Annotated in this window: 28 protein-coding genes; 17 read left to right on the forward strand and 11 right to left on the reverse strand. The window is 66.0% G+C overall.

Features of this window, described 5'->3' with window-relative positions:
* Positions 1 to 155: 155 nt before the first annotated feature.
* Complete coding sequence (locus tag RDV84_RS04580) at positions 156 to 713, forward strand: cysteine hydrolase family protein (RefSeq protein WP_309152621.1); 558 nt, start codon at positions 156 to 158, stop codon at positions 711 to 713.
* Between the two features lie 161 nt (positions 714 to 874).
* Here the strand turns inward: RDV84_RS04580 and RDV84_RS04585 are convergent, their stop codons facing one another.
* Positions 875 to 2,179, reverse strand: coding sequence for a phospholipase D-like domain-containing protein (locus RDV84_RS04585; RefSeq protein WP_309152622.1), 1,305 nt, complete (start codon positions 2,177 to 2,179; stop codon positions 875 to 877).
* Between the two features lie 241 nt (positions 2,180 to 2,420).
* Between RDV84_RS04585 and RDV84_RS04590 the strand changes: the two genes are divergently transcribed.
* The 3 genes from RDV84_RS04590 (at position 2,421) to RDV84_RS04600 (ending at position 3,902) form a co-directional block, all read left to right on the forward strand.
* Positions 2,421 to 2,699, forward strand: coding sequence for a hypothetical protein (locus tag RDV84_RS04590; protein WP_250447585.1), 279 nt, complete (start codon positions 2,421 to 2,423; stop codon positions 2,697 to 2,699).
* Positions 2,696 to 3,112 (forward strand): GFA family protein, encoded by a 417-nt coding sequence (locus tag RDV84_RS04595; protein WP_309152623.1) that lies wholly within the window; start codon positions 2,696 to 2,698, stop codon positions 3,110 to 3,112. The genes RDV84_RS04590 and RDV84_RS04595 overlap by 4 nt, the downstream gene beginning before the upstream one ends.
* Before the next feature lie 70 nt (positions 3,113 to 3,182).
* Entirely contained in the window at positions 3,183 to 3,902 is a 720-nt protein-coding gene (locus RDV84_RS04600) for an SOS response-associated peptidase (RefSeq protein ID WP_309152624.1), read from the forward strand.
* Between the two features lie 36 nt (positions 3,903 to 3,938).
* Here RDV84_RS04600 and RDV84_RS04605 read toward each other — a convergent pair whose 3' ends face one another.
* The 3 genes from RDV84_RS04605 to RDV84_RS04615 are packed head-to-tail and all read right to left on the reverse strand — an operon-like array spanning position 3,939 to position 7,038.
* Entirely contained in the window at positions 3,939 to 4,883 is a 945-nt protein-coding gene (locus tag RDV84_RS04605; RefSeq protein WP_309152625.1) for a cation diffusion facilitator family transporter, read from the reverse strand.
* The gene (locus tag RDV84_RS04610; RefSeq protein WP_309152626.1) at positions 4,883 to 6,433 is read right to left on the reverse strand and encodes an FAD-dependent oxidoreductase; all 1,551 of its coding nucleotides are present in this window, start codon (positions 6,431 to 6,433) and stop codon (positions 4,883 to 4,885) included. The genes RDV84_RS04605 and RDV84_RS04610 overlap by 1 nt, the downstream gene beginning before the upstream one ends.
* Entirely contained in the window at positions 6,430 to 7,038 is a 609-nt protein-coding gene (locus tag RDV84_RS04615; RefSeq protein ID WP_309152627.1) for an RES family NAD+ phosphorylase, read from the reverse strand. The genes RDV84_RS04610 and RDV84_RS04615 overlap by 4 nt, the downstream gene beginning before the upstream one ends.
* A gap of 270 nt (positions 7,039 to 7,308) precedes the next feature.
* Between RDV84_RS04615 and RDV84_RS04620 the strand changes: the two genes are divergently transcribed.
* The 4 genes from RDV84_RS04620 (at position 7,309) to RDV84_RS04635 (ending at position 9,647) form a co-directional block, all read left to right on the forward strand.
* Entirely contained in the window at positions 7,309 to 7,806 is a 498-nt protein-coding gene (locus RDV84_RS04620) for a hypothetical protein (protein ID WP_309152628.1), read from the forward strand.
* Between the two features lie 25 nt (positions 7,807 to 7,831).
* Complete coding sequence (gene xth, locus RDV84_RS04625) at positions 7,832 to 8,653, forward strand: exodeoxyribonuclease III (protein ID WP_309152629.1); 822 nt, start codon at positions 7,832 to 7,834, stop codon at positions 8,651 to 8,653.
* 245 nt (positions 8,654 to 8,898) lie between these two features.
* Positions 8,899 to 9,363: a BON domain-containing protein gene (locus RDV84_RS04630; RefSeq protein ID WP_309152630.1), complete on the forward strand. Its 465-nt coding sequence runs from the start codon at positions 8,899 to 8,901 to the stop codon at positions 9,361 to 9,363.
* A complete protein-coding gene (locus RDV84_RS04635) occupies positions 9,360 to 9,647 on the forward strand; it encodes a hypothetical protein (protein WP_309152631.1) in 288 nt (95 codons plus the stop codon). The genes RDV84_RS04630 and RDV84_RS04635 overlap by 4 nt, the downstream gene beginning before the upstream one ends.
* A gap of 15 nt (positions 9,648 to 9,662) precedes the next feature.
* On the opposite strand, the gene RDV84_RS04640 is transcribed toward RDV84_RS04635, so the two are convergent.
* Entirely contained in the window at positions 9,663 to 9,854 is a 192-nt protein-coding gene (locus RDV84_RS04640; RefSeq protein WP_309152632.1) for a hypothetical protein, read from the reverse strand.
* Positions 9,855 to 10,208: 354 nt separating this feature from the next.
* Here RDV84_RS04640 and RDV84_RS04645 point away from each other — a divergent pair, with 354 nt between their 5' ends.
* Positions 10,209 to 10,595: a hypothetical protein gene (locus RDV84_RS04645; RefSeq protein ID WP_309152633.1), complete on the forward strand. Its 387-nt coding sequence runs from the start codon at positions 10,209 to 10,211 to the stop codon at positions 10,593 to 10,595.
* A gap of 46 nt (positions 10,596 to 10,641) precedes the next feature.
* On the opposite strand, the gene RDV84_RS04650 is transcribed toward RDV84_RS04645, so the two are convergent.
* The gene (locus RDV84_RS04650; RefSeq protein ID WP_309152634.1) at positions 10,642 to 11,250 is read right to left on the reverse strand and encodes a DUF4142 domain-containing protein; all 609 of its coding nucleotides are present in this window, start codon (positions 11,248 to 11,250) and stop codon (positions 10,642 to 10,644) included.
* A gap of 210 nt (positions 11,251 to 11,460) precedes the next feature.
* Here RDV84_RS04650 and RDV84_RS04655 point away from each other — a divergent pair, with 210 nt between their 5' ends.
* The gene (locus tag RDV84_RS04655; protein WP_309152635.1) at positions 11,461 to 11,997 is read left to right on the forward strand and encodes a hypothetical protein; all 537 of its coding nucleotides are present in this window, start codon (positions 11,461 to 11,463) and stop codon (positions 11,995 to 11,997) included.
* Here the strand turns inward: RDV84_RS04655 and RDV84_RS04660 are convergent.
* The 5 genes from RDV84_RS04660 to RDV84_RS25835 form a co-directional block, all read right to left on the reverse strand.
* Positions 11,994 to 12,518, reverse strand: coding sequence for a hypothetical protein (locus RDV84_RS04660; protein WP_309152636.1), 525 nt, complete (start codon positions 12,516 to 12,518; stop codon positions 11,994 to 11,996). The genes RDV84_RS04655 and RDV84_RS04660 overlap by 4 nt on opposite strands.
* A 23-nt stretch (positions 12,519 to 12,541) precedes the next feature.
* Complete coding sequence (locus RDV84_RS04665; protein ID WP_309152637.1) at positions 12,542 to 13,192, reverse strand: DUF6766 family protein; 651 nt, start codon at positions 13,190 to 13,192, stop codon at positions 12,542 to 12,544.
* A gap of 152 nt (positions 13,193 to 13,344) precedes the next feature.
* Complete coding sequence (locus tag RDV84_RS04670) at positions 13,345 to 14,346, reverse strand: magnesium transporter CorA family protein (RefSeq protein ID WP_309152638.1); 1,002 nt, start codon at positions 14,344 to 14,346, stop codon at positions 13,345 to 13,347.
* A 95-nt stretch (positions 14,347 to 14,441) separates the two neighbouring features.
* The gene (locus RDV84_RS04675) at positions 14,442 to 14,744 is read right to left on the reverse strand and encodes a hypothetical protein (protein ID WP_309152639.1); all 303 of its coding nucleotides are present in this window, start codon (positions 14,742 to 14,744) and stop codon (positions 14,442 to 14,444) included.
* Positions 14,745 to 14,839: 95 nt separating this feature from the next.
* A complete protein-coding gene (locus RDV84_RS25835) occupies positions 14,840 to 15,241 on the reverse strand; it encodes an alpha/beta hydrolase family protein (protein ID WP_425606448.1) in 402 nt (133 codons plus the stop codon).
* A 43-nt stretch (positions 15,242 to 15,284) separates the two neighbouring features.
* Between RDV84_RS25835 and RDV84_RS04680 the strand changes: the two genes are divergently transcribed.
* The 7 genes from RDV84_RS04680 (at position 15,285) to RDV84_RS04710 (ending at position 19,996) form a co-directional block, all read left to right on the forward strand.
* Positions 15,285 to 16,118, forward strand: a complete 834-nt coding sequence (locus RDV84_RS04680) for a hypothetical protein (protein ID WP_309152640.1) — start codon at positions 15,285 to 15,287, stop codon at positions 16,116 to 16,118.
* 183 nt (positions 16,119 to 16,301) lie between these two features.
* The gene (locus tag RDV84_RS04685; protein ID WP_250447846.1) at positions 16,302 to 16,772 is read left to right on the forward strand and encodes a DUF2924 domain-containing protein; all 471 of its coding nucleotides are present in this window, start codon (positions 16,302 to 16,304) and stop codon (positions 16,770 to 16,772) included.
* Positions 16,769 to 17,176 carry a recombinase family protein gene (locus RDV84_RS04690; protein WP_250447848.1) on the forward strand — a complete coding sequence of 136 codons (408 nt, stop codon included), beginning with the start codon at positions 16,769 to 16,771 and terminating at the stop codon, positions 17,174 to 17,176. The genes RDV84_RS04685 and RDV84_RS04690 overlap by 4 nt, the downstream gene beginning before the upstream one ends.
* The gene (locus RDV84_RS04695; protein WP_250447850.1) at positions 17,173 to 17,535 is read left to right on the forward strand and encodes a recombinase family protein; all 363 of its coding nucleotides are present in this window, start codon (positions 17,173 to 17,175) and stop codon (positions 17,533 to 17,535) included. Before RDV84_RS04690 ends, RDV84_RS04695 begins: the two co-directional genes overlap by 4 nt.
* Complete coding sequence (locus RDV84_RS04700) at positions 17,532 to 18,860, forward strand: recombinase family protein (protein WP_309152641.1); 1,329 nt, start codon at positions 17,532 to 17,534, stop codon at positions 18,858 to 18,860. The genes RDV84_RS04695 and RDV84_RS04700 overlap by 4 nt, the downstream gene beginning before the upstream one ends.
* Positions 18,857 to 19,303, forward strand: a complete 447-nt coding sequence (locus tag RDV84_RS04705; protein WP_309152642.1) for a LacI family transcriptional regulator — start codon at positions 18,857 to 18,859, stop codon at positions 19,301 to 19,303. Before RDV84_RS04700 ends, RDV84_RS04705 begins: the two co-directional genes overlap by 4 nt.
* 36 nt (positions 19,304 to 19,339) lie before the next feature.
* Positions 19,340 to 19,996, forward strand: a complete 657-nt coding sequence (locus RDV84_RS04710) for a helix-turn-helix domain-containing protein (RefSeq protein WP_250447855.1) — start codon at positions 19,340 to 19,342, stop codon at positions 19,994 to 19,996.
* Positions 19,997 to 20,005: the final 9 nt, after the last annotated feature.

Genomic DNA, 20,005 nt, shown 5'->3' on the forward strand with positions numbered 1-20,005 from the left:
AATGGACAGGGCATCGAAAATAGCGCCGTACTTCTTCCGATCGCGTGAATCCAGCGCGGTCGCTCCACTCTTCGCGGCGCGCTAACCTGTCCGGAGGCAGCTTTTCAGAAAGCTTGCTTTCGCCAACGTCCAAGCCGTCGCGGAATCGATGATCGATGACGAACGCCGCTCCGCCCCAGATCGCCCTGCTGATCGTCGACATGTTCAACTTCCTCGATTTCGCGGACGGGCAGGCGCTGCTCAAGCAGGCGCTGCCGGCCGCGCGCCGGATCGCCGCGCTGAAGCGCCGCTTCCGCCGCGTCGGCGCGCCTGTGATCTACGCCAACGACAATTTCGGCCAGTGGCACGCCGATTTCCGCGAACTGGTCGCGGTCTGCCGCCACGAGACTTGCCGTGGCGCGCCGATAGCGGACTTGCTAGCGCCGGAGGCGGACGACTTCTACGTGCTCAAGCCCAAACAGTCGGCCTTTCATTCCACGCCGCTGGCGGTGCTTCTTGAGCATTGCGGCTGCCGCGAAGTGGCCATCACCGGCATTTCGACCGATGTGTGCATCGCAGCCACCGCGATCGATGCGCACATGCGCGACCTGACGGTGCGGATCCCCGCCGATTGCGTCGCCGCACCGAGCCGGCGCCGTACCGCGGTGGCCCTCGCAGTACTCAAGCAGTCGGTGCATGCGCGCTGCGCGCAGTCGCGTTCGCTGCATCCATGACAGGTTGCGCCGGCGGAGACTCGACTGCCGCGGCGCCGCCTTCGTAACGGGCCGCGACTCCTGGAATGGGCGACCGGTGAGTGACTATCGGCATTTCGACCGATGCGTGCATCTCATCCACCGCGCTCGCAAGCCGATCACCGCGCCACCGTACGCCCGCCTCACAGTTGCGAACGCAAGGGGCGGACCAAAGCCTCGCGGACGCGCTGATGCCAGGGCCGTTGCAGCCACGCGTCGCGCGTGTAGGGCCGGGACCGAGCCAGATCGCTCTCGAACACCCTGCGCATGCGCTGGGCGAATCCGCGGTCGTACACGTTGAGGCTGGCCTCATCGTTAAGCCGGAACGATCGGATATCGAAATTGGTCGAGCCCACCGACACCAGGTAGTCGTCCACGATCAACATCTTCACATGCATCATCGTCGGCCGATATTCGTGGAATTCGACGCCCGCCGCGAGCAGGGCGCCCCATTGCGCCTTTGACGCGAGCCTTACGGTTTCCGAATCGGTGTGCTCGCCGGGGACCAGGATGCGCACGCGCACGTCGCGCAAGCGCGCGCGCAACAGCGGTTGTACGATGAGTTCGTCCGGAACGAAATACGACGCAGACAGATCGATCGAACGCCGCGCGGCGGTGAGCGCCATCAAGTACATCAGGTGCATGCTCTCGCTGCCGCTGGTGGGCGAACTGAGAAACATCTGCGCGTCGACGCCGCCGACCGGCGCCAACGACGGGAAATAGACCGGCCCTGAGAGAGGCCGGCCGGTCATCTTGATCCAGTTGTCGTTGAAGGCGGCCTGGAACTGACCAGCCACCGGACCACGCAGGCGGAAATGCGCCTCGCGCCAATGTTCGGGGTCCTGCGCGTGCCCCCGCCACTGGTCGGCGATGCCGACACCGCCGGTGAACGCCACGGCGCCGTCGACCACCAACAGCTTGCGATGGGTGCGGTTGTTGAACCGGTCCCAGCTGTACCAGTCCAGCGGCCGATAACGCTCGATCTGCACCCCGGCGCTGCGCATCTCATCGAGCAAGTCCGCATCCATCTTGGCGCTGCCGAGCCAGTCGACGGTCAGGCGCACCTCGACGCCGGCGCGCGCGCGCTCGGCCAGCGCACGGCTGAAACGCCGGCCGACCTCGCCTGACCAATAGATGTAAGTCTCGAAGGTGATCGAACGCCGCGCCGCCGCAATCGCCTCCAGCATCGCCGGGAAGATCTCGTCGCCGTTCTGCAGATCCACGACTTCATTGCCGGCGACGATGCCCGGCCCGAGCATGATCGACATTTCGCGCCGGAACTGCGGGTCTTCCACTCCGTAGCGGTGCTCCGGCAGGCGCTGAATGCGCTTTTCCGGACCGGCCAAGTTCACCGCGATCCATGCCACCAAGGCGGTCGTCAGGACAGCGCCGAGCAACCAGACGCCGACCTGCCGCCGCGTCCAACGCTTTCGTTCCAGGATGCCCATGCCCACCTCAATGGCCGCGCCAGCCGGTGTAGTTTCATCGCCCGGCGGGTGTTCGTTCGACGTCTTCGCGGCGGGCGGTCGCCTTCGCAGATCCCTAACCATGGGCATTGCAGCGTATTTGACGACCGCGGCAGCGGCTACGAACCGCGGGAAAGCACAGTGACGACCGCCGTCTGCCGGATTCACGCCCCGCGGTGGAACGAGCCCCGCCATACGCCCAAGACTGGAGGCTTTTGGTCCCATGCAATCGGACTGGATCGGATGGATGTCCTCCGCTGTGCTGATCGCCACCTTGGTGCGCCAAATCGTCAAGCAAGCCCGCAGCCCAGATCAGGAGGGCGTGTCGAGCTGGCTGTTCATCGGACAATGTGCGGCCTCGCTGGGATTTGTGGTGTACAGCGTCTTGCTCGACAACTGGGTATTCGTCGTCACCAACAGTTGCCTGCTGGCGACCGCGGTGGTCGGACAGATGCTGGCCTGGCGCAGCCGGCGCTTCCGCGGCGAAGGGAAGGCCTCGTGAGCGCAACACGCATTCGATCTGTCGGCGGCACGACGATCGGGCCGGTCCACCGCGCCACCTGCCATTGCGGCGCGGTGGAACTGGAGCTGCGGCTGCCGCACGGCATCGTCGATCCGCAGCGTTGCGACTGTTCGCTATGCCGTCGCCGGGGCGCAATCGTGGCAACGGTGCCGCTGCCCGATCTGCGAGTCGTTAGGGGGCACGCAGCGCTGAGGCTCTACCAGTTCCATACCCGAACAGCCAAGCATTACTTTTGCTCGGTGTGCGGTGTCTATACCCATCACCAGCGGCGCTCCGATCCCAACGAATACGGCGTCAACGTCGGTTGTCTGCAAAGCGTCGATCCGCTATGGCTCGATCCGGTGCCGGTCAGCGATGGCGTTCACCATCCCAGCGACTCGCAGCCGCAGTAGGCCATGTCGGTCAAGCCGCTCGGCGCGCTCGCCCGCCTCTGCATCGCCGCACCGCAGCAGGCTCGCGGGTATGCGTAGATTCGTGCAGGCGCTTTCGGCCGAAACAGACTGGGCGTCGGCCACTTTCCCCGCCTTCGCCGATGCGCTGCGGGCCGCGCCCGACCGCTACAACATCGCCGGCCACGACACCGCCGTCGCCGTTCTCGGCATGCCCGACGGCCCGCGCCTGCGCGAATGCGTTTGGGGCCTGGTGCCGCCGTGGTCGCCGTCGCCGCAGACGCGCTACACCACCGTCACCGCGCGCCTGGATCGCGCCGCGCGCAGCCGAATGTACCGGCGAGCGTGGCAGTCGCAGCATTGTGTGGTGCCGATCAGCGGCTACTACAAGTGGGACCGCAACACTGCGCCGGCGCGGCCGTACTTCATCCACGCGCGTTCGGGCGAGCCTTTGCTGCTGGCCTGGTTGTGGGAATGCTGGGATCGCGACGGGCCCGCGCTCTACACGTTCACCCTGCTGACCGGCCCCAATCCGGCGATCCCCGCGCCGTTGACCCAGGATGGGCCGGTGTTCGTTCCTGCCGACCGCTGGCAACGCTGGTTGAAGCCGGGTGGCTGGTTTCCCGGCGCATCGTTGAAGGGACTGCGCCTGCCTGCGCTGGATGCGTATCCGGTCGGCCGCGTGATCCAGGACAAGACCCGCGACGACTACACTTTGCTCGAACCCGCTGCAGCGGACAGCGAATCGGCATACGCGGACGACACCGACGAGGATTTCGCCGACGACGACTAGCCGGCCGGATGGGGCGAAGCATCCGTATCCGACGGCTCAGGCTTCCGCTTCGAGCCGCAGCCTGCGCCGCTCCCACGTCTGCGCGGTCTGCGGCTTGACGAATAAGGCGATCACATCCGGATGCTCGCCACGCACCGCGGCTTCCAGGCGCAGGATGCAGGCTTCGATCTGCGGCGTGGTCAAGGCATCGTGGAAGTCCGCGCTCAAGGCCGCCATGATCGATTCCTGACCCAGCTGCTGGGTCAACACACCGTTGGCCCGGCGTATCGCCGGGTCGGCGTTGGCGATGCGCAGGATGTCGTCCGCAACCTGGCGCTGCGCGGCCTCGCCCAGCAACAGGCCCTTGGTTTCTCGCGCGAGCAGAATCGCGGTGACCGCGAGCACCGCGCCGATGCCGAGCGACGCGTAGCCGTCGTAACGCGGGTCCGCGGTCCATTGGGACAGGGCGATGCCTGCGAACGCGAGCAGCAGGCCGAGCATCGCGGCGGTGTCTTCGAACAGAACAGTGAAGGTGGTGGCGTCCTTGCTGTCGCGGAACGCCTGCATCCAGCCGCGGCGTCCCTTGGCTTGGCGGAATCGCTTCAGCGCGACCCACCAACTGCCGCCTTCGAACAGCAGCGAGGCCGCCAGCACCGCGTAGCTGACCAGCGGTCGGTCGATCGGATGCGGGTCGCGGATGTGCGCCACGCCCTCGTACAGCGAAACGCCGGCGCCGACCGCGAACACCATCAGCGCGACGATGAACGCCCAGAAATACAGCTCGCGCCCATAACCGAAGGGATGGCTGAGGTCGGGCGGGCGCTGCGCACGACGCAAACCGTAAAGCAGCAGCAACTGGTTGCTGGTGTCGACCAGCGAATGCACGCCTTCGCTGAGCATCGCCGAACTGCCGGTCCAGGCCGCGGCGACGAATTTGGTCGCCGCGACCGCCGCGTTGCCGAGCAACGCCGCGATCACGACCTTGTCGAAGCCGGCGCGCATCAATCCGTGCCGCGATCCGGATCGGCCGCTTCCAGCGGCCGTTGCGCGGGACCGTTAAGGACCGCGCCGGTGACGGCGTCGAAGCGCGAGCCGTGGCAGGGGCAGTCCCAGGATTTTTCCTGCGGACTCCAGCGCACCGCGCAGCCCAGATGCGGGCAGCGCGCCGAGAACGTGTGCACCGCGCCGGTCCCGTCGCGATACACGGCCAGCCGGCGCAGCCCGCGCCGCAACGTCGCGCCTTCGCCGAGCCCGAGCTCGCTGGCGTCGCGGATGTCGCCGGGGGTCACCCAATCGGAATACTGCGCAGCGGTATTGGCATTTTCCTGCAGCCATTCGCCGCCGGCCCGCACCGACTTGCGCGACGGATCGTACAGCGCGCTCCAGGGATGCGGCCGTCCCTGGATCAGCTCACTCAACAGCAGGCCGGCGATGGTGCCGTGAGTCACGCCGTTGCCCGAATCGCCGGTGGCGACGAAGACGTTCTGCGCACCGGCCGGGTCGGCGCCGATGAAGGCCAGGCCGTCGGCGGGTTCCATGATCTGGCCCGACCAAGCGTGGGTGAAGTTCCCCAGACCGGGAAACCGCTGCTTCGCCCAGTCCTGCAGGCGCACATAGGCGGTCGTGTCCGCGTCCTGGCCGGTGCGATGGTCTTCGCCGCCGACGATGGCCCAGCCGTGCCCAGGCCGTTCGGCGTCTTCCAGCCAGCGCACGTAGTGGTACGGATCGGCGTCGTCCCACAACAGCGCATCGGGCACCGCACCCTCGCGGCACTGCGCGGCGACGACATAACTGCGGTACGCCGCCTGCTTGGTGTGCAGCGACACGCGTTCGTTGAACGGCGTATTGGTGGCGACCACGACTGCGCGCGCGGCGATCACGGCGCCGTCGTCGAGCGTCACCGAGGCCGGCGCGCCGCCTTCGACGGCGACGGCGTCGGCGTGCACGCAGACCGCGCCTTGTTCGATCGCCGCCAGCGCCAGGGCCTGCATCAGCAGTCCCATATCGACGCGCGCCTGCTGCGGGAATTCGAGCATCGCGCCCAACTGCGGCCACGGCGACAGGCCGCTGGAAATCAGCCGCGCGTTGAGCCCGGCATCGCGCGCCGCCTGCGCTTCTTCGCGCAGGCGCTCGGCGTTGCCGTCGTGAGCGAATAGATAGCCCGATACGCGCGCGAATCCGCAGCCGCCGGCAGCCGCGCAAAAGGCTTCGAGCCAATCGATCGCGGCGCTGTGGCTGAGCGCCGCCAGGCGCGCGCCCTGCGGCCCGTGCCAGCGGCGCAGCCGGGTGTAACGGTCGTCGAGCGCGCTGGCCAGGTGCGCGGTGGTGCGCAGCGATTCGCCGTCGCCGAATCCGCTGCGGTCGATCAAGGCGACCTGGCGCCCCTGCTGCAGCAGCGCGGTCGCGGTGGTCAGCCCGGCGATGCCCGCGCCGATCACCACCACGTCGGCCTCACGCGGCGCGCGGCCGCGAAACCCTGCTTGGGTCAGGGCGTCCAGCGATTGCCAGATCGGCAGCGTGCGTGCGCTGGCGTGCGAGGCGGCGTCGCTCATGAGGCCTCCGTGCGCTGGGTCAAACGCGGATCGATCCGCAGCGGCCGCACCTGGATCGACTGCATCAGCACCTTGTCGACGTGGCCCGGGTTGATCAGGTAGTTGAAGCTGTCCGGCGCCAGGGCGCTCGGCAGCTTCAGCGCCAGCGAAGCGCCGGCCTCGACCCATTGATCGCCGATGCACTGCGCCTGCGGGTGGTGCGGGAAGTCCGACCACGTCGATGGCAGCGCCGCCTGCACGACGACGCAATCGTCGGGCAGCGTCGCCGATGCCAGCAGCAACTCCTGCTCGTGCGGCGCGTGGGCGAGATGCTCTAGGATCGCGCCGGCCGCGCTGCCGGACACGTACAGCGCAGGCGTTCCCGCAGAAGTCCAGCGCCCGGCCGAGTACGTCGGCTGACGGCCGAACGGGGCGTCCGCATCCGGCGGCGCGACGACTCGGTATACATGTACCAGCCCCGTTTCGGGCCGATGCACGGCGGCGGTGTGGGGCTGGGTCGGGGTCGCGGTGGTGCCGGAGGTCGCGGCCGGCGGATCGCTGGCGGGGAAGCTGTCGTCCAGCGCTCGGTCCAGTTCGTCCTTCTTACCGGTGGCTGCCTGGTTCATGGTTGCCTCGAAGGTGCGTCGATACGTCTGAGCTACCATGCACCCGCAAAAGTTAGTCGGCCGTGGCCGCGCACCGGCACAAGCGCACGCCGCGCGAACGCTTCGTACGCACGTGCTTAACGGCGCGGAAGTGCGAGCGAAAACGCTTCGCTCACGGAACGATCTGCGCGCAACTTCGTCGTAGCGCACCGCGGACGCGCCGCTTTCGCGGGCTGCTAACGCCGCGCCGTGCAGCGTAACGGCGAGCCACATCCGCAACCGGAGCCACCGATGATCGAACGCCGCGTCTATCTCGCCCGCGACATCGAAACTGTGCGCAAGGCCCTGGCATTGCTACGCGGAGAAGGCATCGGCGACGACGCCGTTTCCTTGGTCGCGCGCTCGGACATCGAACTCGAACGCATCGCCGACCGCCACAAGCAGGCCGACACCGACTTCATTCCCGCCGCTGTGCGCGGCGCTGGCGTCGGCGGCGCCACCGGCTTGCTCGCCGGCTTGGCGGCCACCGTCATCACGCCGTTGGGCGTGACCTTGGCCGGCGCGGCCCTGGTCGCGGCGGTCGGCGCCGCGGTGGGTACGTGGGCTTCGGCGTTGATGGGGTCGTCCTTGCCCGATCCGGTGCGCCAGCGCTTCGACGACGAAATCGCGGCCGGCCGCATTCTGGTCCTGGTGGACGCGCCGGCGCAGGAACAGGAACATTTGCGCCCGGTGCTGGAAACCTCCGGCGTGCAGGCGCTCGACTACGCCGCGCCGGCGGCGATGAGCTGACCACGACAACCGCGCCGCGACGGCCATGAAACGCAAGACCCTGAAAGTTGCGACCTTCAACCTCAACGGCATACGCCCGCGCCTGCCGCATTTGCTGCGCTGGCTCGGACGCGAGGCGCCGGACGTGGTCTGCCTTCAGGAACTGAAGGCCGAACATGCCGCATTTCCGCGCGCCGAGCTGGAAAGCGCAGGCTACGGTGCGCTGTGGCAAGGGCAGCGCTCGTGGAACGGCGTCGCGATCCTGGGGCGCGACGTCGAACCGGTGGAGATCCGTCGCGCCCTGCCCGGCGACGACAGTGACGTCCAAGGCCGTTATCTGGAAGCGGCCGTGCACGGGCTGATGGTGTGCTGCCTGTATTTGCCCAACGGCAATCCGCAGCCTGGACCCAAGTTCGATTACAAGCTCGATTGGTTCAACCGCCTGATCCGCCACGCGCGCGCCTGGGCCGACAGCGAGCATCCGGTGGTATTGGCCGGCGATTTCAACGTGGTGCCGACCGATGCCGACATCTACGACCCGAAGTCGTGGCGCCGCGACGCACTATTGCAGCCGGAAAGCCGCGACCGCTACCAGCGCCTGCTCGACCAGGGCTGGACCGATGCGTTGCTGCAACAGCACCCCGAGCCCAGGCCTTTCACGTTTTGGGATTACTTCCGTCGCCACTGGGAACGCGACGCGGGGCTGCGCATCGATCATCTGCTGTTGAATGCGGTGCTGGCGCCGCGACTGAAAGACGCCGGCGTCGACCGCTGGGTGCGCGCGCTGGCCAAGCCCAGCGATCACGCGCCAGCGTGGATCCAACTCGACCGCAGCGCGCCGCGCCGGCGGCGCAGCAGAGAACGTTAACGCTACGGCTGCAGCCGTTAACCCGCGCTGCAGACAGCGGCGCATCGGGTTGACGCGACGCTATCGCCGCGCACACGACCCTGTTGCTCCGCCGCACGATCGAACGCCCTTGTCAGTTCGCCGCTGCGCCTCAAGCGCGCCGCAGCGCGGTCGCCGCCACCGCTTGCACACCGGCGACATCCTTCAGCGCTGGCGCCGGCGACCACATCCGTCCCTTCGTTGCTTCACCCCGCCAGGAGATTTCCATGACACGTTTATTGACTCACGCCCTCGCCTTCGCCGCCGGTACTGTGGCCGCCGCCTGCCTGCTGGATTCGCGCCGCGCCGCACGGCCCGGCAACGACGCCGCGGCCGAGCGCCACGGCGTCGAAGACATTCCCACCACTGCGAGCGCCGCCGGCGTCGCGGACGACACCGACAACGCTCGGTTGGTCGCCGCGGTCCGCGCTGCGCTCGACCGCAACGGGCTCGGCGGGTCCATCGATGTGCAGGCCGAGGAAGGATGCATCGATGTGCAGGCCGAGGAAGGATGCATCGTCGCGACCGGCCACATCGTCGATGCCCGGCGCGACGCTGCGCTGCGCGCGATCCGCGCGGTGCCTGGCGTGCGCGAGGTCCACGACCACCTGCAGCCGTCCGCGCGTGCGCAGGCAGCGCCCGGCGAGCCGTGGCTGGAACCCTCCCCGCCTTCGCGGGAGACGGACTCGTGAACGCCGCGCGCCTGTGCGCGGCCGCGGCCGCGCTCGCTTTACCGCTCACCGTCGCGCTGGCCTGCGGCGCGTGCGACCGCCGGCGCAGCGATACGCCGGAACGCTCGACGACCAGCGACACCACGCGCGCGGCGCAGCCGCAGCAACGCGGGGAGCCCGGCATCGAGCAAACGTCGGAGCGCACGGCCTGCGGCGGACTGTCGGGGTCGGCACTGGCCGATTGCCAGCAGCGCGCCGAGACCGGCAACGAGCCCGCACCCGAGCCGCAGCCGCCTCGTCCGTGATCGGCTGCGCGATCGTTACGACCGCATCGCTGCCGCCAAGCGCGCTTCGATCTCGCTGCGCTCCGCGTCGTCGGCAGCCTGCGGGACGAGTTCCGCGCGGAAGCCGGAGACCTCGCGCTCCAGCGAACTGGCGTCCATCGCGGCCTTGAGGAACGGGAATGCTGCTTCGAACGCGCATAGCTGGACGTCGATCTCGTTGCGGCACATGGCGCGTGATCCTGTCGAGACGGTGAATCCACGCTGGGCCCCGCACCGCTAGCGCTGCGTGTGCGGCGGCACCCGCCTGCTGGAAACCGCGTTAACGCGCGCGTCGCCTGCGCGCAGCGCTTACGCCGCGCCGCGCCGGCAGGTTGCGCCTATAGCCAGGAAAGATCCTATCCCACGACTCAGCCAGCGACCGCGTCCATCAACCACGCCGGCCCGCGCCGACCGGGCCGATGCTTGCTTTTAACGTGTTTTCCACGCGAATCTTCACCACCGATCCACACCGGCGCTTTTACGGTTCATGCCGTTCAGGGGCGCAACTCAACCAACCATCCGCAACCAACAGGAGATCGAGCCGTGGGCCGCAGCATCTGCGAAACGTATCCCAGCCAGGACGCCGGCAACGATGGATTCGTCATCGATTACGAAGCCGAACTGAGTTATTGGCGATCGCATTATCGTTCGCTGCCGGGTTGCGCGCACCTTCGCCTGGAAGACGTGCGGCCGGCGATCAAAGTGGCGCTCGACGCCTGCCTGCGCGCCCGCGGCCGCGCGCTGGACGAAATGTGGGATTCGACCCAGGTGCGTTATCAGCGCCTGCGCGAGCGTTCGTGCCTGGAGTGGTCACAGGCGCGCGCCGCGATCGAGACGGTATGGAACCGCGTCCACGATCACGGTGCCGCGCCGGCACGCATGCCGATCACGCTTGAAGGGCGCATGCGTCAGACGATAGCGCTGCGCTGATTCTCCGCTGAACCCGGCTGTGCGCCGGGCCCGACGTGCGCCGCGCTCAGCGCGCCGCGGTCGCGGCGGCGGCCGGCAAATCCTTGGCCAGCTCGAGATGCATGGCCACGTGCTGCCGGGTCTGGGCCAGATGGCTCTTCACCGCGGCCGAGCGCGCCAGGTCGCTCAAGCGGTCGTCGATCAAGGCCAGCGCTTCCTCGTGGCCCTTCACCATCGCCCGGGCGTAGGCGACTTCGTAATCCTTGCCCTGATGCCGGCCGAGTTCGGCCAACTCCTGTCGGCCCTTGTTCTTCAGCGATTCGACTTCGGCGCCGGCCCCCGGCGTGCCGAGCTGCCGGGTCTTGCGCAGATTGTCGCCGTGCTGGGTCTGCATCAGCTGCGCGAATTCCAGATACGGACCGCTCACGCCCTTCTGCTGCGCCTGGCGCGCGGCGGCGATCTCGTTTTCGTTGAGCGCGGCGAGCAGGCCCAGCGCCTGCGAATCCGAATCGCGCTGAGTCGCTTCGGTGGTCGGGTTGCCGCCGCGGTTCGCGGGCGAGGTGGTGCGGGTCGTCGGCGGATCCTGCGCCGGTGCGCCGATCGTGCCTCCAGCCAGGACGGCGAACGACAACGCCAGCAACGGCGTCGCGACGGTCTTGCGATTCAGCGCATGCATGAGCGGACTCCTCGGAGGGGTAACCCTGGCGACGCAGCTTCCGTGCCAGCCGCGATCGCGCCATAGCGGCCGCGAATACGCCGCAGCGCGTCGCGGCCTGCAAGAACTGCGCGGCCGTGCAGCTGCTGCGCGAATGCGCGCACCGCCCGTCACAGCGACGCTGTCGAATCGGCGCGGCGTGGCGGCACAGATATTGCGTCGTCTACCGCGGTGCCTTCCGCACCCGCCTCCGGAGGCTCCGCAATGGCCACACGCAAGACCGTCCCGTCCCGAAAGTCCACCGCCGGCAAAGCCGCCGCGAAGAAGCCGAACAAGAACCGCGCAGACACCGCGCCCGCACGGGCGAAACGCAAGCCGTCCGCCGAGCCCGAAGGTCCGCGGCGCATCGCCCGCCAAGGCCAGGCCGCGGATCGCCTGGCCGCGAGCCTGGACCACAACCCGAACAAGGCCGCCGAACACGGCCGCGCCGACGCGCTCACGCCGCCCGAGGGCGCGCATGCCGGCGCCGACGCCGAAACCTTGACCAGCACCCTCGGCGAAACCAACGCCGGCGCCAAGAACGGCGCGCCGGCGCAGGCCCGGCGATCCACTCAGCGGCGACCTGAGCCGGGTTCGAGCGCGTCGCCAGCGGCGATCTGCGATGAGGAGATCATCACCCTCCGCCTGCCGCTGAGCCGCGCCGAGGAGGGCTACAAGGTGTTCGACCGCAAGCAGGAGGACTGCCGCAAGGTCGTGCTCGTGCCCTAACCTCGCGCGGGCTCGCTGCGGCGTCGCGCGCGCGCGACGGCGAGCGCGGCGCGGAGCTCGAGCAAGGCCGGCGTGACGCACAGCAGCAGCGCCGGCGCGATCACGGTGATCCACACCGCCGTCGGCGCCGGCGGATCGCGCCAGGTGAGTGGCGCGTCGGCCCGGTACCACCAGGAAAACGTCCACCACAGCGCCGCCACCGGCGCCAGGTCGAGCACGCTGTGCAGGTGCTGTTCGAACGGACGGATCTCGCGGCGGCCGTAGGCTTGGCGCGTGTCGAGAAAGCCCAGCACAGCGTGCGATGCGACCAGAACGACCAGCGCCGCGAACACCGCAGGTCCAATGGTCAGCGCCAGTCCAAGCGTCATGGCGACCGCAAGCAAGGCCAACTGCGCTAGATGCAAGGCCGACTCGCGTAGACCAGAGGTCTGCGGTAGCTGCGTGCGCCGGTGGCAGGCGAAGTCTAGGTAGCCAGCGATCAGCCACAGCAGATAGCTGACATAGGGCGTCACTACGCTCATGCCGGCATGCCTGCGAGCATCGCCTAAGCTCCGGTCTGATGGTGCGGCGCGCGCACCGGCTTGGATTCGGGCGACTTGTCTTCGCGTAGCACGATCGACAGCACCACGATCGACAGCACCGCCAGGAACTCGCTCTGCCAGTTCTGGAACGATTCGAACCAGAACGTGGAACCGCCGACGTGCTCGACAAAGGTCTCCGGTGCGCGCCCTTGCAGCCTGCGCTCGTCGTTCTCGTGGCGCCAGCTACCGTACGCGTGCAATGCGAACGAGGCGAGAAAAAAGCCCATGAACGCCGCAGTCAGCGAGTGCGAGTACAGCTTGCGCCACCACCCGCCCTTGCGCACCGGCCACGGCGCCGGCCCCGGTTCGATCTTGTCGGGCTCCTCGTCGAATCCGCGCGACTCCGCCGAACCCCATTGCCGCAGCCACACCGTCAGCAGCACGTACATGCCCATCTGCAGGAACTCGCTTTCCCAGTTCTCGAAGGTCGCGGAAATGAAATGCCCGCTGTCGAAGTATGCCCACAGGCTCAACGGCGCCTGGCCTTCACGCAGCAGCTCTTCGTTCCAGGCGGCATGGCCGGTCAGGACCTGTCCGAGCAGGAAGATCAGGAAGATCACGGCCAGTACCAGGCTAAGGCCGTTTCTTCGAAAGAAATTAGGTTTGCTTCGCACTGGCCAATACGCTCCGGATAGTTTTTAAAAGCTGCGAATGCGAGCCCTGTGAAATCTGGCGATCTTTAGATCACATACAAATTTTCGTCAGCGCTGCGATGAGACCCCGATCGTCAGCATCCTGATCGTTCGTCATGCTGATGGCCCAGATCCTAGTACCAGCGTCTCCAGCGTCCGACAAGTAAGCTTCCTATGCACAAAACACCCATCCCGACTAAAGCGATCCAGAAACCCAGCGCATGTGTCTTGAAGAACGGGGCATCGAAGTTCATACCTAGTACGCCAGCGACGACAGTCTGCAGGCCGATTACAATGGTAATAAATGTCAACACGCGCATGGTTTCGTTTGTCTGTAGCGCCACTTGATTTGAAAACAGCTCAAAGCTTCCGATCATGAGGTCTCTGGCATTCTCGATGACATCCATCGCGCGCTCGTAATGATCGGCTAGCAACGTAAATTGCTTCTTCGCTTCCGAGCACGTATCTGGACGAAAGTCCGGCCGCGCAAGACTGGAGAAGATGTATCGATGAGGGGCCAGCATTCGCCGCAGTCTTGACGCGCCCTTACGGAGCTGTCGGAGTTCGTTCAGGCGCTCGCCCTCATGGCTTCGCAGGACACTCTCTTCCAATCGCTCGACGTACCGCTCATAGTCCGACGCTGCCTGAAAGTAACTGTCGAGATGCCATCCGAGCAGAGACGCCACGAAGCTTTCGGCCGTTAGAGCACCGACTCTCGACCGACGCCCTTCACGTGAACGCAGCTCATCGACGAAGTTCAGCGGATCGGCGTGCACAGATAGGATTACGTTCTTGCCGGCCGCCAGGGCAAATGGAGCACCGTGGAATGCCAGATTACCTTCGTGGACGGCGGCCATGACCAGAACTGCGAATTGGCTCCCATCGCTGTCGATCCACGGCCCATCGCGCCTTGATGCCAATCGGTCGGCCAGTACTTCTGACAGGCCTAGCCTTTTGGCTGTCTCGCGCACGAGGCTTTCGTCACTGCTCGATATGTCCACCCACAATAGCTCTTCGTCGGGGACATCATCGCTGATCTGATCGAGGGCCAGGTCGGCACCGTCTCCGCCCTTGCGGTAGTGCGTGATCGTTACTTCCTTGTTTCTTTGCTGCCTGCTCTTCATCTTCTCGTCCAACCGATCTATGCTCACCTGCGGAGGCGCTCTTTCGGAAGAGGTGGCTGCAGTGCCTTCCTACCTCGCCCGCGCTATCTCGCCGCCGCTCCGGCCGATTACTTGCGCGATTGGTCTCCACTATCACCGTGACCGGCCTTGACCTTCGTTTTCGCAGAGCGACGAACGTCTTGAGCCAGGGAGCGGCCAAGGTCGTCGCTCTCTTTGATACGTCCTTGAGCATCGCGTCGAACGAGCCGCTTGTCGCCGTTAGGAGCGATGAGCTCCCGTGCGCTCGATGTCTTCTTTGCCCCGGCCGTGGACGCCGACTGTTTGGTGGCTGCGGATTTGCTCGGAGTTTTGGCGGTGACGGTCTTGTTCGGCGTCTTGACGGCGCTCGTCGGCATGTTCGTGCTGCCCATTGGCGTATCTCCATCGGTTGGCGGGGGGATATCTGGCGTAAAACGCTGAACCGCGCACCATTAAGGCCGCGCGAAAAGCCGAAGAAGTTGAGCCGCTACTTGGCAGCCTCCCGCATTGTCGTCGGGCTCTGCCGGGACTTCGTTCGATCTTTGCTCTTCACGCCCTCCGCTTCAGAGACGGCATAGGCGGTGTCGGGCTTGTCGGAAGATCGGGAGCGCTCACTAACCCAGTCGGCCAGGTGCCTGTAAAAGGCCTCTCGGTGGCTTGGGCGCCCCGTGGACGAAACGTGGTGCGTACCTCCCGGGAAGATGACCATCCGGGCTTCGGCATGACCGATGCGTACCAAGCGCGCAAACAGTTCCTCCGCTTGCCCCAGGGGGCACCGCTGGTCGGCCTCGCCCTGAAGCAGCAGAACCGGGGCGTCGATCGCTTGGACGTGACTCAAGGGAGACTGTCTACGGTATCGGTCTGGCGCCTGGTCAGGCTCGTCCGCCATAGCGTACGACAACGATGCGATGGAGCCGTTCGTAGTAGTCGGTATGTTGACCGAGCCCAAACGCGCCCGGCATGTCGAATGTCGGAGCTGCAAGCTCAAGAAGTCGTTGCAAATCGGTGTGTGGGACGAGCGCACCGTGCGATGCAGTCGATGCGCGGGCGTGGTGACGCTGGGCACGGAGTACTTGTCGGTCAGCGTAGTCGAAAGCTGGCTGCCGGCCTCCTTGGCGCGCCAAGTCGAGGACCTGGATGCTCTGCCCGAGACGCTGATCGAGGGACGCCTGTGGCGCCTGTCCCGAGCCGATGCGTCGCGCACCTGCGTGTACCTATTGCGAACCGCGCTCCATCCAGACCTTGCTCCAATCCTTCAGGCGCTGGAGCGCGACAGCGGAACGCGTCGGCGCGTCGTGATCACCTCGTCCCCTCTCGCTTCGCCGCCCAACGGCGATCCCAACCAGACCTTTGTCGCATTGAACTCAATCTCTCACATGGACGTGGAAGGCATCCGCTTGGACACCGACAAGTTTCTGCACCTGCTGCGCGAAGACGCCACGCTGTGGTTCGACCTGCAGCCGCCCTACAACCGGTTAACCCTGGGTGGCGAGTCGCTGGAGCTGCGTCGCAATCAACGCGAGTTCATGCGCTTGCTCAAAGAAGCGCACGCATCCGGTCAAGCCACGACCAGCTGGCGCGCCCTGGTCGAACGCGCCGGCTACGACACCGATTACAACTACACCAGCATGTGGCAACTGTTCTCGAAGAACGCCTCGCGCTTCATTGCTTGGTCCAAAGGCGAAGTGTGGATTCGCCGAGCGCCGGAGCCCAGATCCGCCACCCCACGCGCGGGACCACCCCGCAGGAAAAAGGACATCTCATGAACGATTCGATACGCGCTTCTGCCCAGCAGCGACTGTTGATGGTCGCCGAGCTACTCGCCACCGGCCTGCTGCGCACGCGATGCAAAAACTCCGCGTCCGCGCACCGCCCTGTGGACCTTGATAACGCCTCCGAAGAGAGGGTGACTGTCCGCGCCCTCAAACCACCACGGAGAGACCGACGCGATGTCCATTAACCCGCTACCTGAAAATGTTATCGCCCAGATCGAATCGCTCTACCAGATGAAGTGGATCGACCTGAAGGCGATGTGGACGGATCGCTTCGGCGCTCCGCCGGGCATCAACAACCGGCGCTACGTCGAGCGGCGTCTGGCACACCGAATACAAGAGGACGCCGCGCGCGCGGCCCGTTCTTCGATTGTCGCCGCGAACGACGATCGCATCCGCCACCTTCTGAGCACCGGAACCATGAAAGCGCAGGACAAGAACCGGCTGCAGCCCGGCCTCGTGATCACCCGAAACTACCACGGCGCCCTGCATTCCGTGCGCGTCCTCGGCAAGGATCGCTTCGAGTACCTGGGCAAGCCCTACTCCAGTCTGTCGGCGATTGCGCGCGAGATCACCGGCACGCGCTGGTCCGGCCCGCTCTTCTTCGGCATCAAGGCCGATGCCGCTTCCGGAAGGAAGACCCGATGACACCGCCCCGCACCGTCGCCTGCTACATCCGCACGCCCAGCTACCACTCCGACGCCTTGACCCAGCAGATCCGGATCACGCGGCAGTTCCTGCGCACCCAATTGGGCGCTTACGCGAGCGTGATCTACTGCGACGAAGCCCATTCGGGTACGACGCTGGACCGGCCCGGCCTGCAATCGCTGCTGGCGCACGTCGAAGCCGGCGGCGTCGAAGCCGTCGTGGTCGCCGAGTACCACCGCCTGTCTCGCATCCACACCCAACTGCTCACCGTGCAGATGAAGCTGGAGCGCGCCAACGTCGCCCTCTGGGTCGCCGCGCCGCACCCGCGATTAGCGCCTGGACTGCCCCGTTCCGCACCCCACTCCTTCCTCTACGACGCCCCCATCCCGGAGGCCCGCCCATGACCACGCCGCTGCGCATCGCCGTCTACTGCCAAACTCCCATCGCCTCGCCCGACCACATCACCGTCCAGCGCGTGACGCTGGTCGAAACCCTCAACCGCTGCTGCGACGTCACCCCGACACTGTCGGTCTACGTCGACGACGGCTACTGCGCGCACAGCCAGAATCGCCCGGGATTGCAGCGCCTACTCCAGGCCGCTGAGGCCCGGCAGATCGATTGCATCGCCGTACTCGGACGCCAGCACCTTTCAACGAGGACGGCGGATTACGACGAACTGCTCCGGGTGCTGGAGCAGAAGTACCATGTGTCGGTGATGGAGTGCGAGCTGGCGCCGGCGCGGATCGTCCGGGGCGCGGCATGAACGGTCGCGCGCGCCTGCGCTGCGCGGTGTACACCAGAGTCTCCACCGATGAGGGCATGGGCCAGCTGTACACCTCGATTGACGCCCAGCGCGACGCCGGGGAGTCCTACATCGCCAGCCGGCGTTCCGAGGGCTGGGTGCCGGTGGGCGAGTTGTACGACGATGCCGGCTACTCGGGCGGCACCCTGGATCGCCCTGCCCTGCAGCGGCTGATCGCCGACGTCAAAGCCGGCCGCGTGGACGTCATCGTTTCGTACAAGCTGGATCGCTTGAGCCGTTCGCTGCTGGACTTCCACGACCTGATCAAGGTCTTCGACGCCCACGACGTGACCTTCATTTCGGTCACGCAGCACTTCAACACCACTGACGCGATGGGGCGGATGCAGCTGAACATGCTTCTCGCCTTCGCCCAGTACGAGCGCGAAGTGACCGCCGAGCGTATCCGAGACAAATTCGCGGCCAGCAAACGCAAGGGCTTGTGGATGCACGGCATCCCGCCGCTGGGCTACGACATCGAGCAGCGCCGTCTCGCCATCAACCCTGAAGAGGCCGAGATCGTGCGCTGGGCGTTTACCCAGTTCCTGGCACTGAAGTCCATCCAGAAGCTCGCCGAGCGAGCGCGCGCCCTTGGGTACCGCAACAAGTCGTGGACCACGAAGGCTGGGATCTTTCGCGAAGGCAAGGTTCTGGACAAGAGCGGGCTGCACAAGATCCTTCACAACCGGACTTACCTCGGCCACTTGAAGCATGGAGACTCTGAGGTTCCCGACACGCATCCGGCCATTATAGATTCGGACCTGTGGAAAGCAGTCCATGCGCTGCTCTCGACCAACTCGGTCGCGCGCGGCAACGTCACGCGCTCGCGCATCTCCTTCTTGTTGAAGGGCCTGGTGTTCGCGGCGGACGGCCGCGCCCTGATCCCCTGGCACACCACCAAGGGAAACGGACGGCTCTATCGCTACTACCAGACGCGGGAGACGATGGAGCGCGGCCGCCTCTCCGAGTCCGTGCTACCCCGACTTCCGGCCAGCGAGCTGGAAGACATCGTGCTGCAGCAGCTGCGCGACATCTTCAAGCGCGAGGACGTACTTGCCGAGGTAGTGAAGGCCGCCGTCGCAAAAGACCCCTCGCTGGATGAGGCGCGGGTCACCGTCGCCTTGCGCCAGATCGACCGCATCTGGGAGTCGCTCTTCCCCGAAGAACAAGCCCGGCTGGCACAACAGCTGATCGAGCGCGTCGTGGTCACACACAGCGCTATTGAGATCCGCCTGCATGCGCTGGGGTCGGCCACGTCGATACAAGAACTCATGAAGGACAACGCATGAACGAACTCGTCATCCAAGTCGGCGGCGACGCCGACATCGTCCAGATCAGCAATGGCGACACGCTCATCCGCGTTCCCGTCAAACTTCGCCGCCGGTCGGGTAAGCGTCGTCTCCGCCAAACCAAGGTTCAGTTCGCAGAGCTTTCCGCCGAGCTCACTGCGCTCCAGTCCGCGCTCGTGCGCGGCTATCGATGGCGCGCGATGCTGGACACCGGCGAAGTCGCGTCCATGAAGGACATCGCGGACAGCGAGAATGTCGACCGCAGCTACGTCGCCCGCATGATCAACATGACGCTGCTCGCGCCCGAACTGATCGAGGCGATCCTGGACGACACCGTTCCGGACTGGACGTTGGACGACGTGGCCATCGCTCCACCGGATCGCTGGGATGAGCAGCTAGCGAAGTTCACCGCGCTCAAGCCCCATTTGTCCGGCTACAACTAATCGTCTAGTCTCGAATGGCCACAGCAAGGATCACCCATGCCTAACATCGCTACGATTCTCAAAGCCGAAGTAGCACGACTGACGCGCAAGGAGCTCAAACTCCAAGTCGAACCGTTGCGCAAACAAGTGGGCGCGCAGCGCAAAATGATCGCGGCACTGCGCGCTGACGTCGCCAAACTTCAAAAGGGCATAGCCTCAGGAAGTCGAAACGCGGTCGCTGTCCAGCGCGCGGAAGACGCTCCTGCAACACGCTCGCGGTTCTCCGCCAGCGGGCTGAAGAAGCTGCGTAAAAAGCTTGGGCTGACGATGGAGGCATTCGGCATCCTGCTCGGGGTCAGCGCCCAGGCCATTTACATGTGGGAGCGCGGCCAGAACCGTCCGCGCGCGGAGTCAGTCCAGAAAATCGCAATCGCGCGCGGCATGACTAAGCGACAGGTCCAAGATCTGCTGGCTCAGCATGCGCCGTCGGCCAAGCCTGTCGTACGTCGCACCCGGAAGCCGTCGGCGAAGAAGGCTGCTCCGATCGCAGCGAAAAAGGCGTCCAGTAAGGCAGCAACTGCGGTGACGAAGAAGGCAGCCCGCAAGGCTCCGACCGCGAAGAAGACGACTAAGAGCGAATCGCCGCCGGCAAGCAAGCCAAGACAACGCAAGGGCGAACAGAAGGCGAACGGGGCAACCACGGGCCTACAATAAAAGATGCCC

Origin of the sequence: Lysobacter yananisis, assembly GCF_031199375.1 — a bacterium.
In the GTDB taxonomy this organism is placed as follows: Bacteria; Pseudomonadota; Gammaproteobacteria; order Xanthomonadales; family Xanthomonadaceae; genus Lysobacter; species Lysobacter yananisis.

Excerpts from the sequence above, each read along its gene's own strand:
- RDV84_RS04580 (WP_309152621.1), top strand. The coding sequence starts at position 156 with ATGACGAACGCCGCTCCGCCCCAGATCGCCCTGCTGATCGTCGACATG.
- RDV84_RS04585 (WP_309152622.1), bottom strand. The coding sequence starts at position 2,179 with ATGGGCATCCTGGAACGAAAGCGTTGGACGCGGCGGCAGGTCGGCGTC.
- RDV84_RS04590 (WP_250447585.1), top strand. The coding sequence starts at position 2,421 with ATGCAATCGGACTGGATCGGATGGATGTCCTCCGCTGTGCTGATCGCC.
- RDV84_RS04600 (WP_309152624.1), top strand. The coding sequence starts at position 3,183 with ATGCGTAGATTCGTGCAGGCGCTTTCGGCCGAAACAGACTGGGCGTCG.
- RDV84_RS04605 (WP_309152625.1), bottom strand. The coding sequence starts at position 4,883 with ATGCGCGCCGGCTTCGACAAGGTCGTGATCGCGGCGTTGCTCGGCAAC.
- RDV84_RS04610 (WP_309152626.1), bottom strand. The coding sequence starts at position 6,433 with ATGAGCGACGCCGCCTCGCACGCCAGCGCACGCACGCTGCCGATCTGG.
- RDV84_RS04615 (WP_309152627.1), bottom strand. The coding sequence starts at position 7,038 with ATGAACCAGGCAGCCACCGGTAAGAAGGACGAACTGGACCGAGCGCTG.
- RDV84_RS04620 (WP_309152628.1), top strand. The coding sequence starts at position 7,309 with ATGATCGAACGCCGCGTCTATCTCGCCCGCGACATCGAAACTGTGCGC.
- xth (WP_309152629.1), top strand. The coding sequence starts at position 7,832 with ATGAAACGCAAGACCCTGAAAGTTGCGACCTTCAACCTCAACGGCATA.
- RDV84_RS04630 (WP_309152630.1), top strand. The coding sequence starts at position 8,899 with ATGACACGTTTATTGACTCACGCCCTCGCCTTCGCCGCCGGTACTGTG.
- RDV84_RS04640 (WP_309152632.1), bottom strand. The coding sequence starts at position 9,854 with ATGTGCCGCAACGAGATCGACGTCCAGCTATGCGCGTTCGAAGCAGCA.
- RDV84_RS04650 (WP_309152634.1), bottom strand. The coding sequence starts at position 11,250 with ATGCATGCGCTGAATCGCAAGACCGTCGCGACGCCGTTGCTGGCGTTG.
- RDV84_RS04660 (WP_309152636.1), bottom strand. The coding sequence starts at position 12,518 with ATGAGCGTAGTGACGCCCTATGTCAGCTATCTGCTGTGGCTGATCGCT.
- RDV84_RS04675 (WP_309152639.1), bottom strand. The coding sequence starts at position 14,744 with ATGGGCAGCACGAACATGCCGACGAGCGCCGTCAAGACGCCGAACAAG.
- RDV84_RS25835 (WP_425606448.1), bottom strand. The coding sequence starts at position 15,241 with ATGGCGGACGAGCCTGACCAGGCGCCAGACCGATACCGTAGACAGTCT.
- RDV84_RS04680 (WP_309152640.1), top strand. The coding sequence starts at position 15,285 with ATGTTGACCGAGCCCAAACGCGCCCGGCATGTCGAATGTCGGAGCTGC.
- RDV84_RS04685 (WP_250447846.1), top strand. The coding sequence starts at position 16,302 with ATGTCCATTAACCCGCTACCTGAAAATGTTATCGCCCAGATCGAATCG.
- RDV84_RS04690 (WP_250447848.1), top strand. The coding sequence starts at position 16,769 with ATGACACCGCCCCGCACCGTCGCCTGCTACATCCGCACGCCCAGCTAC.
- RDV84_RS04695 (WP_250447850.1), top strand. The coding sequence starts at position 17,173 with ATGACCACGCCGCTGCGCATCGCCGTCTACTGCCAAACTCCCATCGCC.
- RDV84_RS04700 (WP_309152641.1), top strand. The coding sequence starts at position 17,532 with ATGAACGGTCGCGCGCGCCTGCGCTGCGCGGTGTACACCAGAGTCTCC.
- RDV84_RS04705 (WP_309152642.1), top strand. The coding sequence starts at position 18,857 with ATGAACGAACTCGTCATCCAAGTCGGCGGCGACGCCGACATCGTCCAG.
- RDV84_RS04710 (WP_250447855.1), top strand. The coding sequence starts at position 19,340 with ATGCCTAACATCGCTACGATTCTCAAAGCCGAAGTAGCACGACTGACG.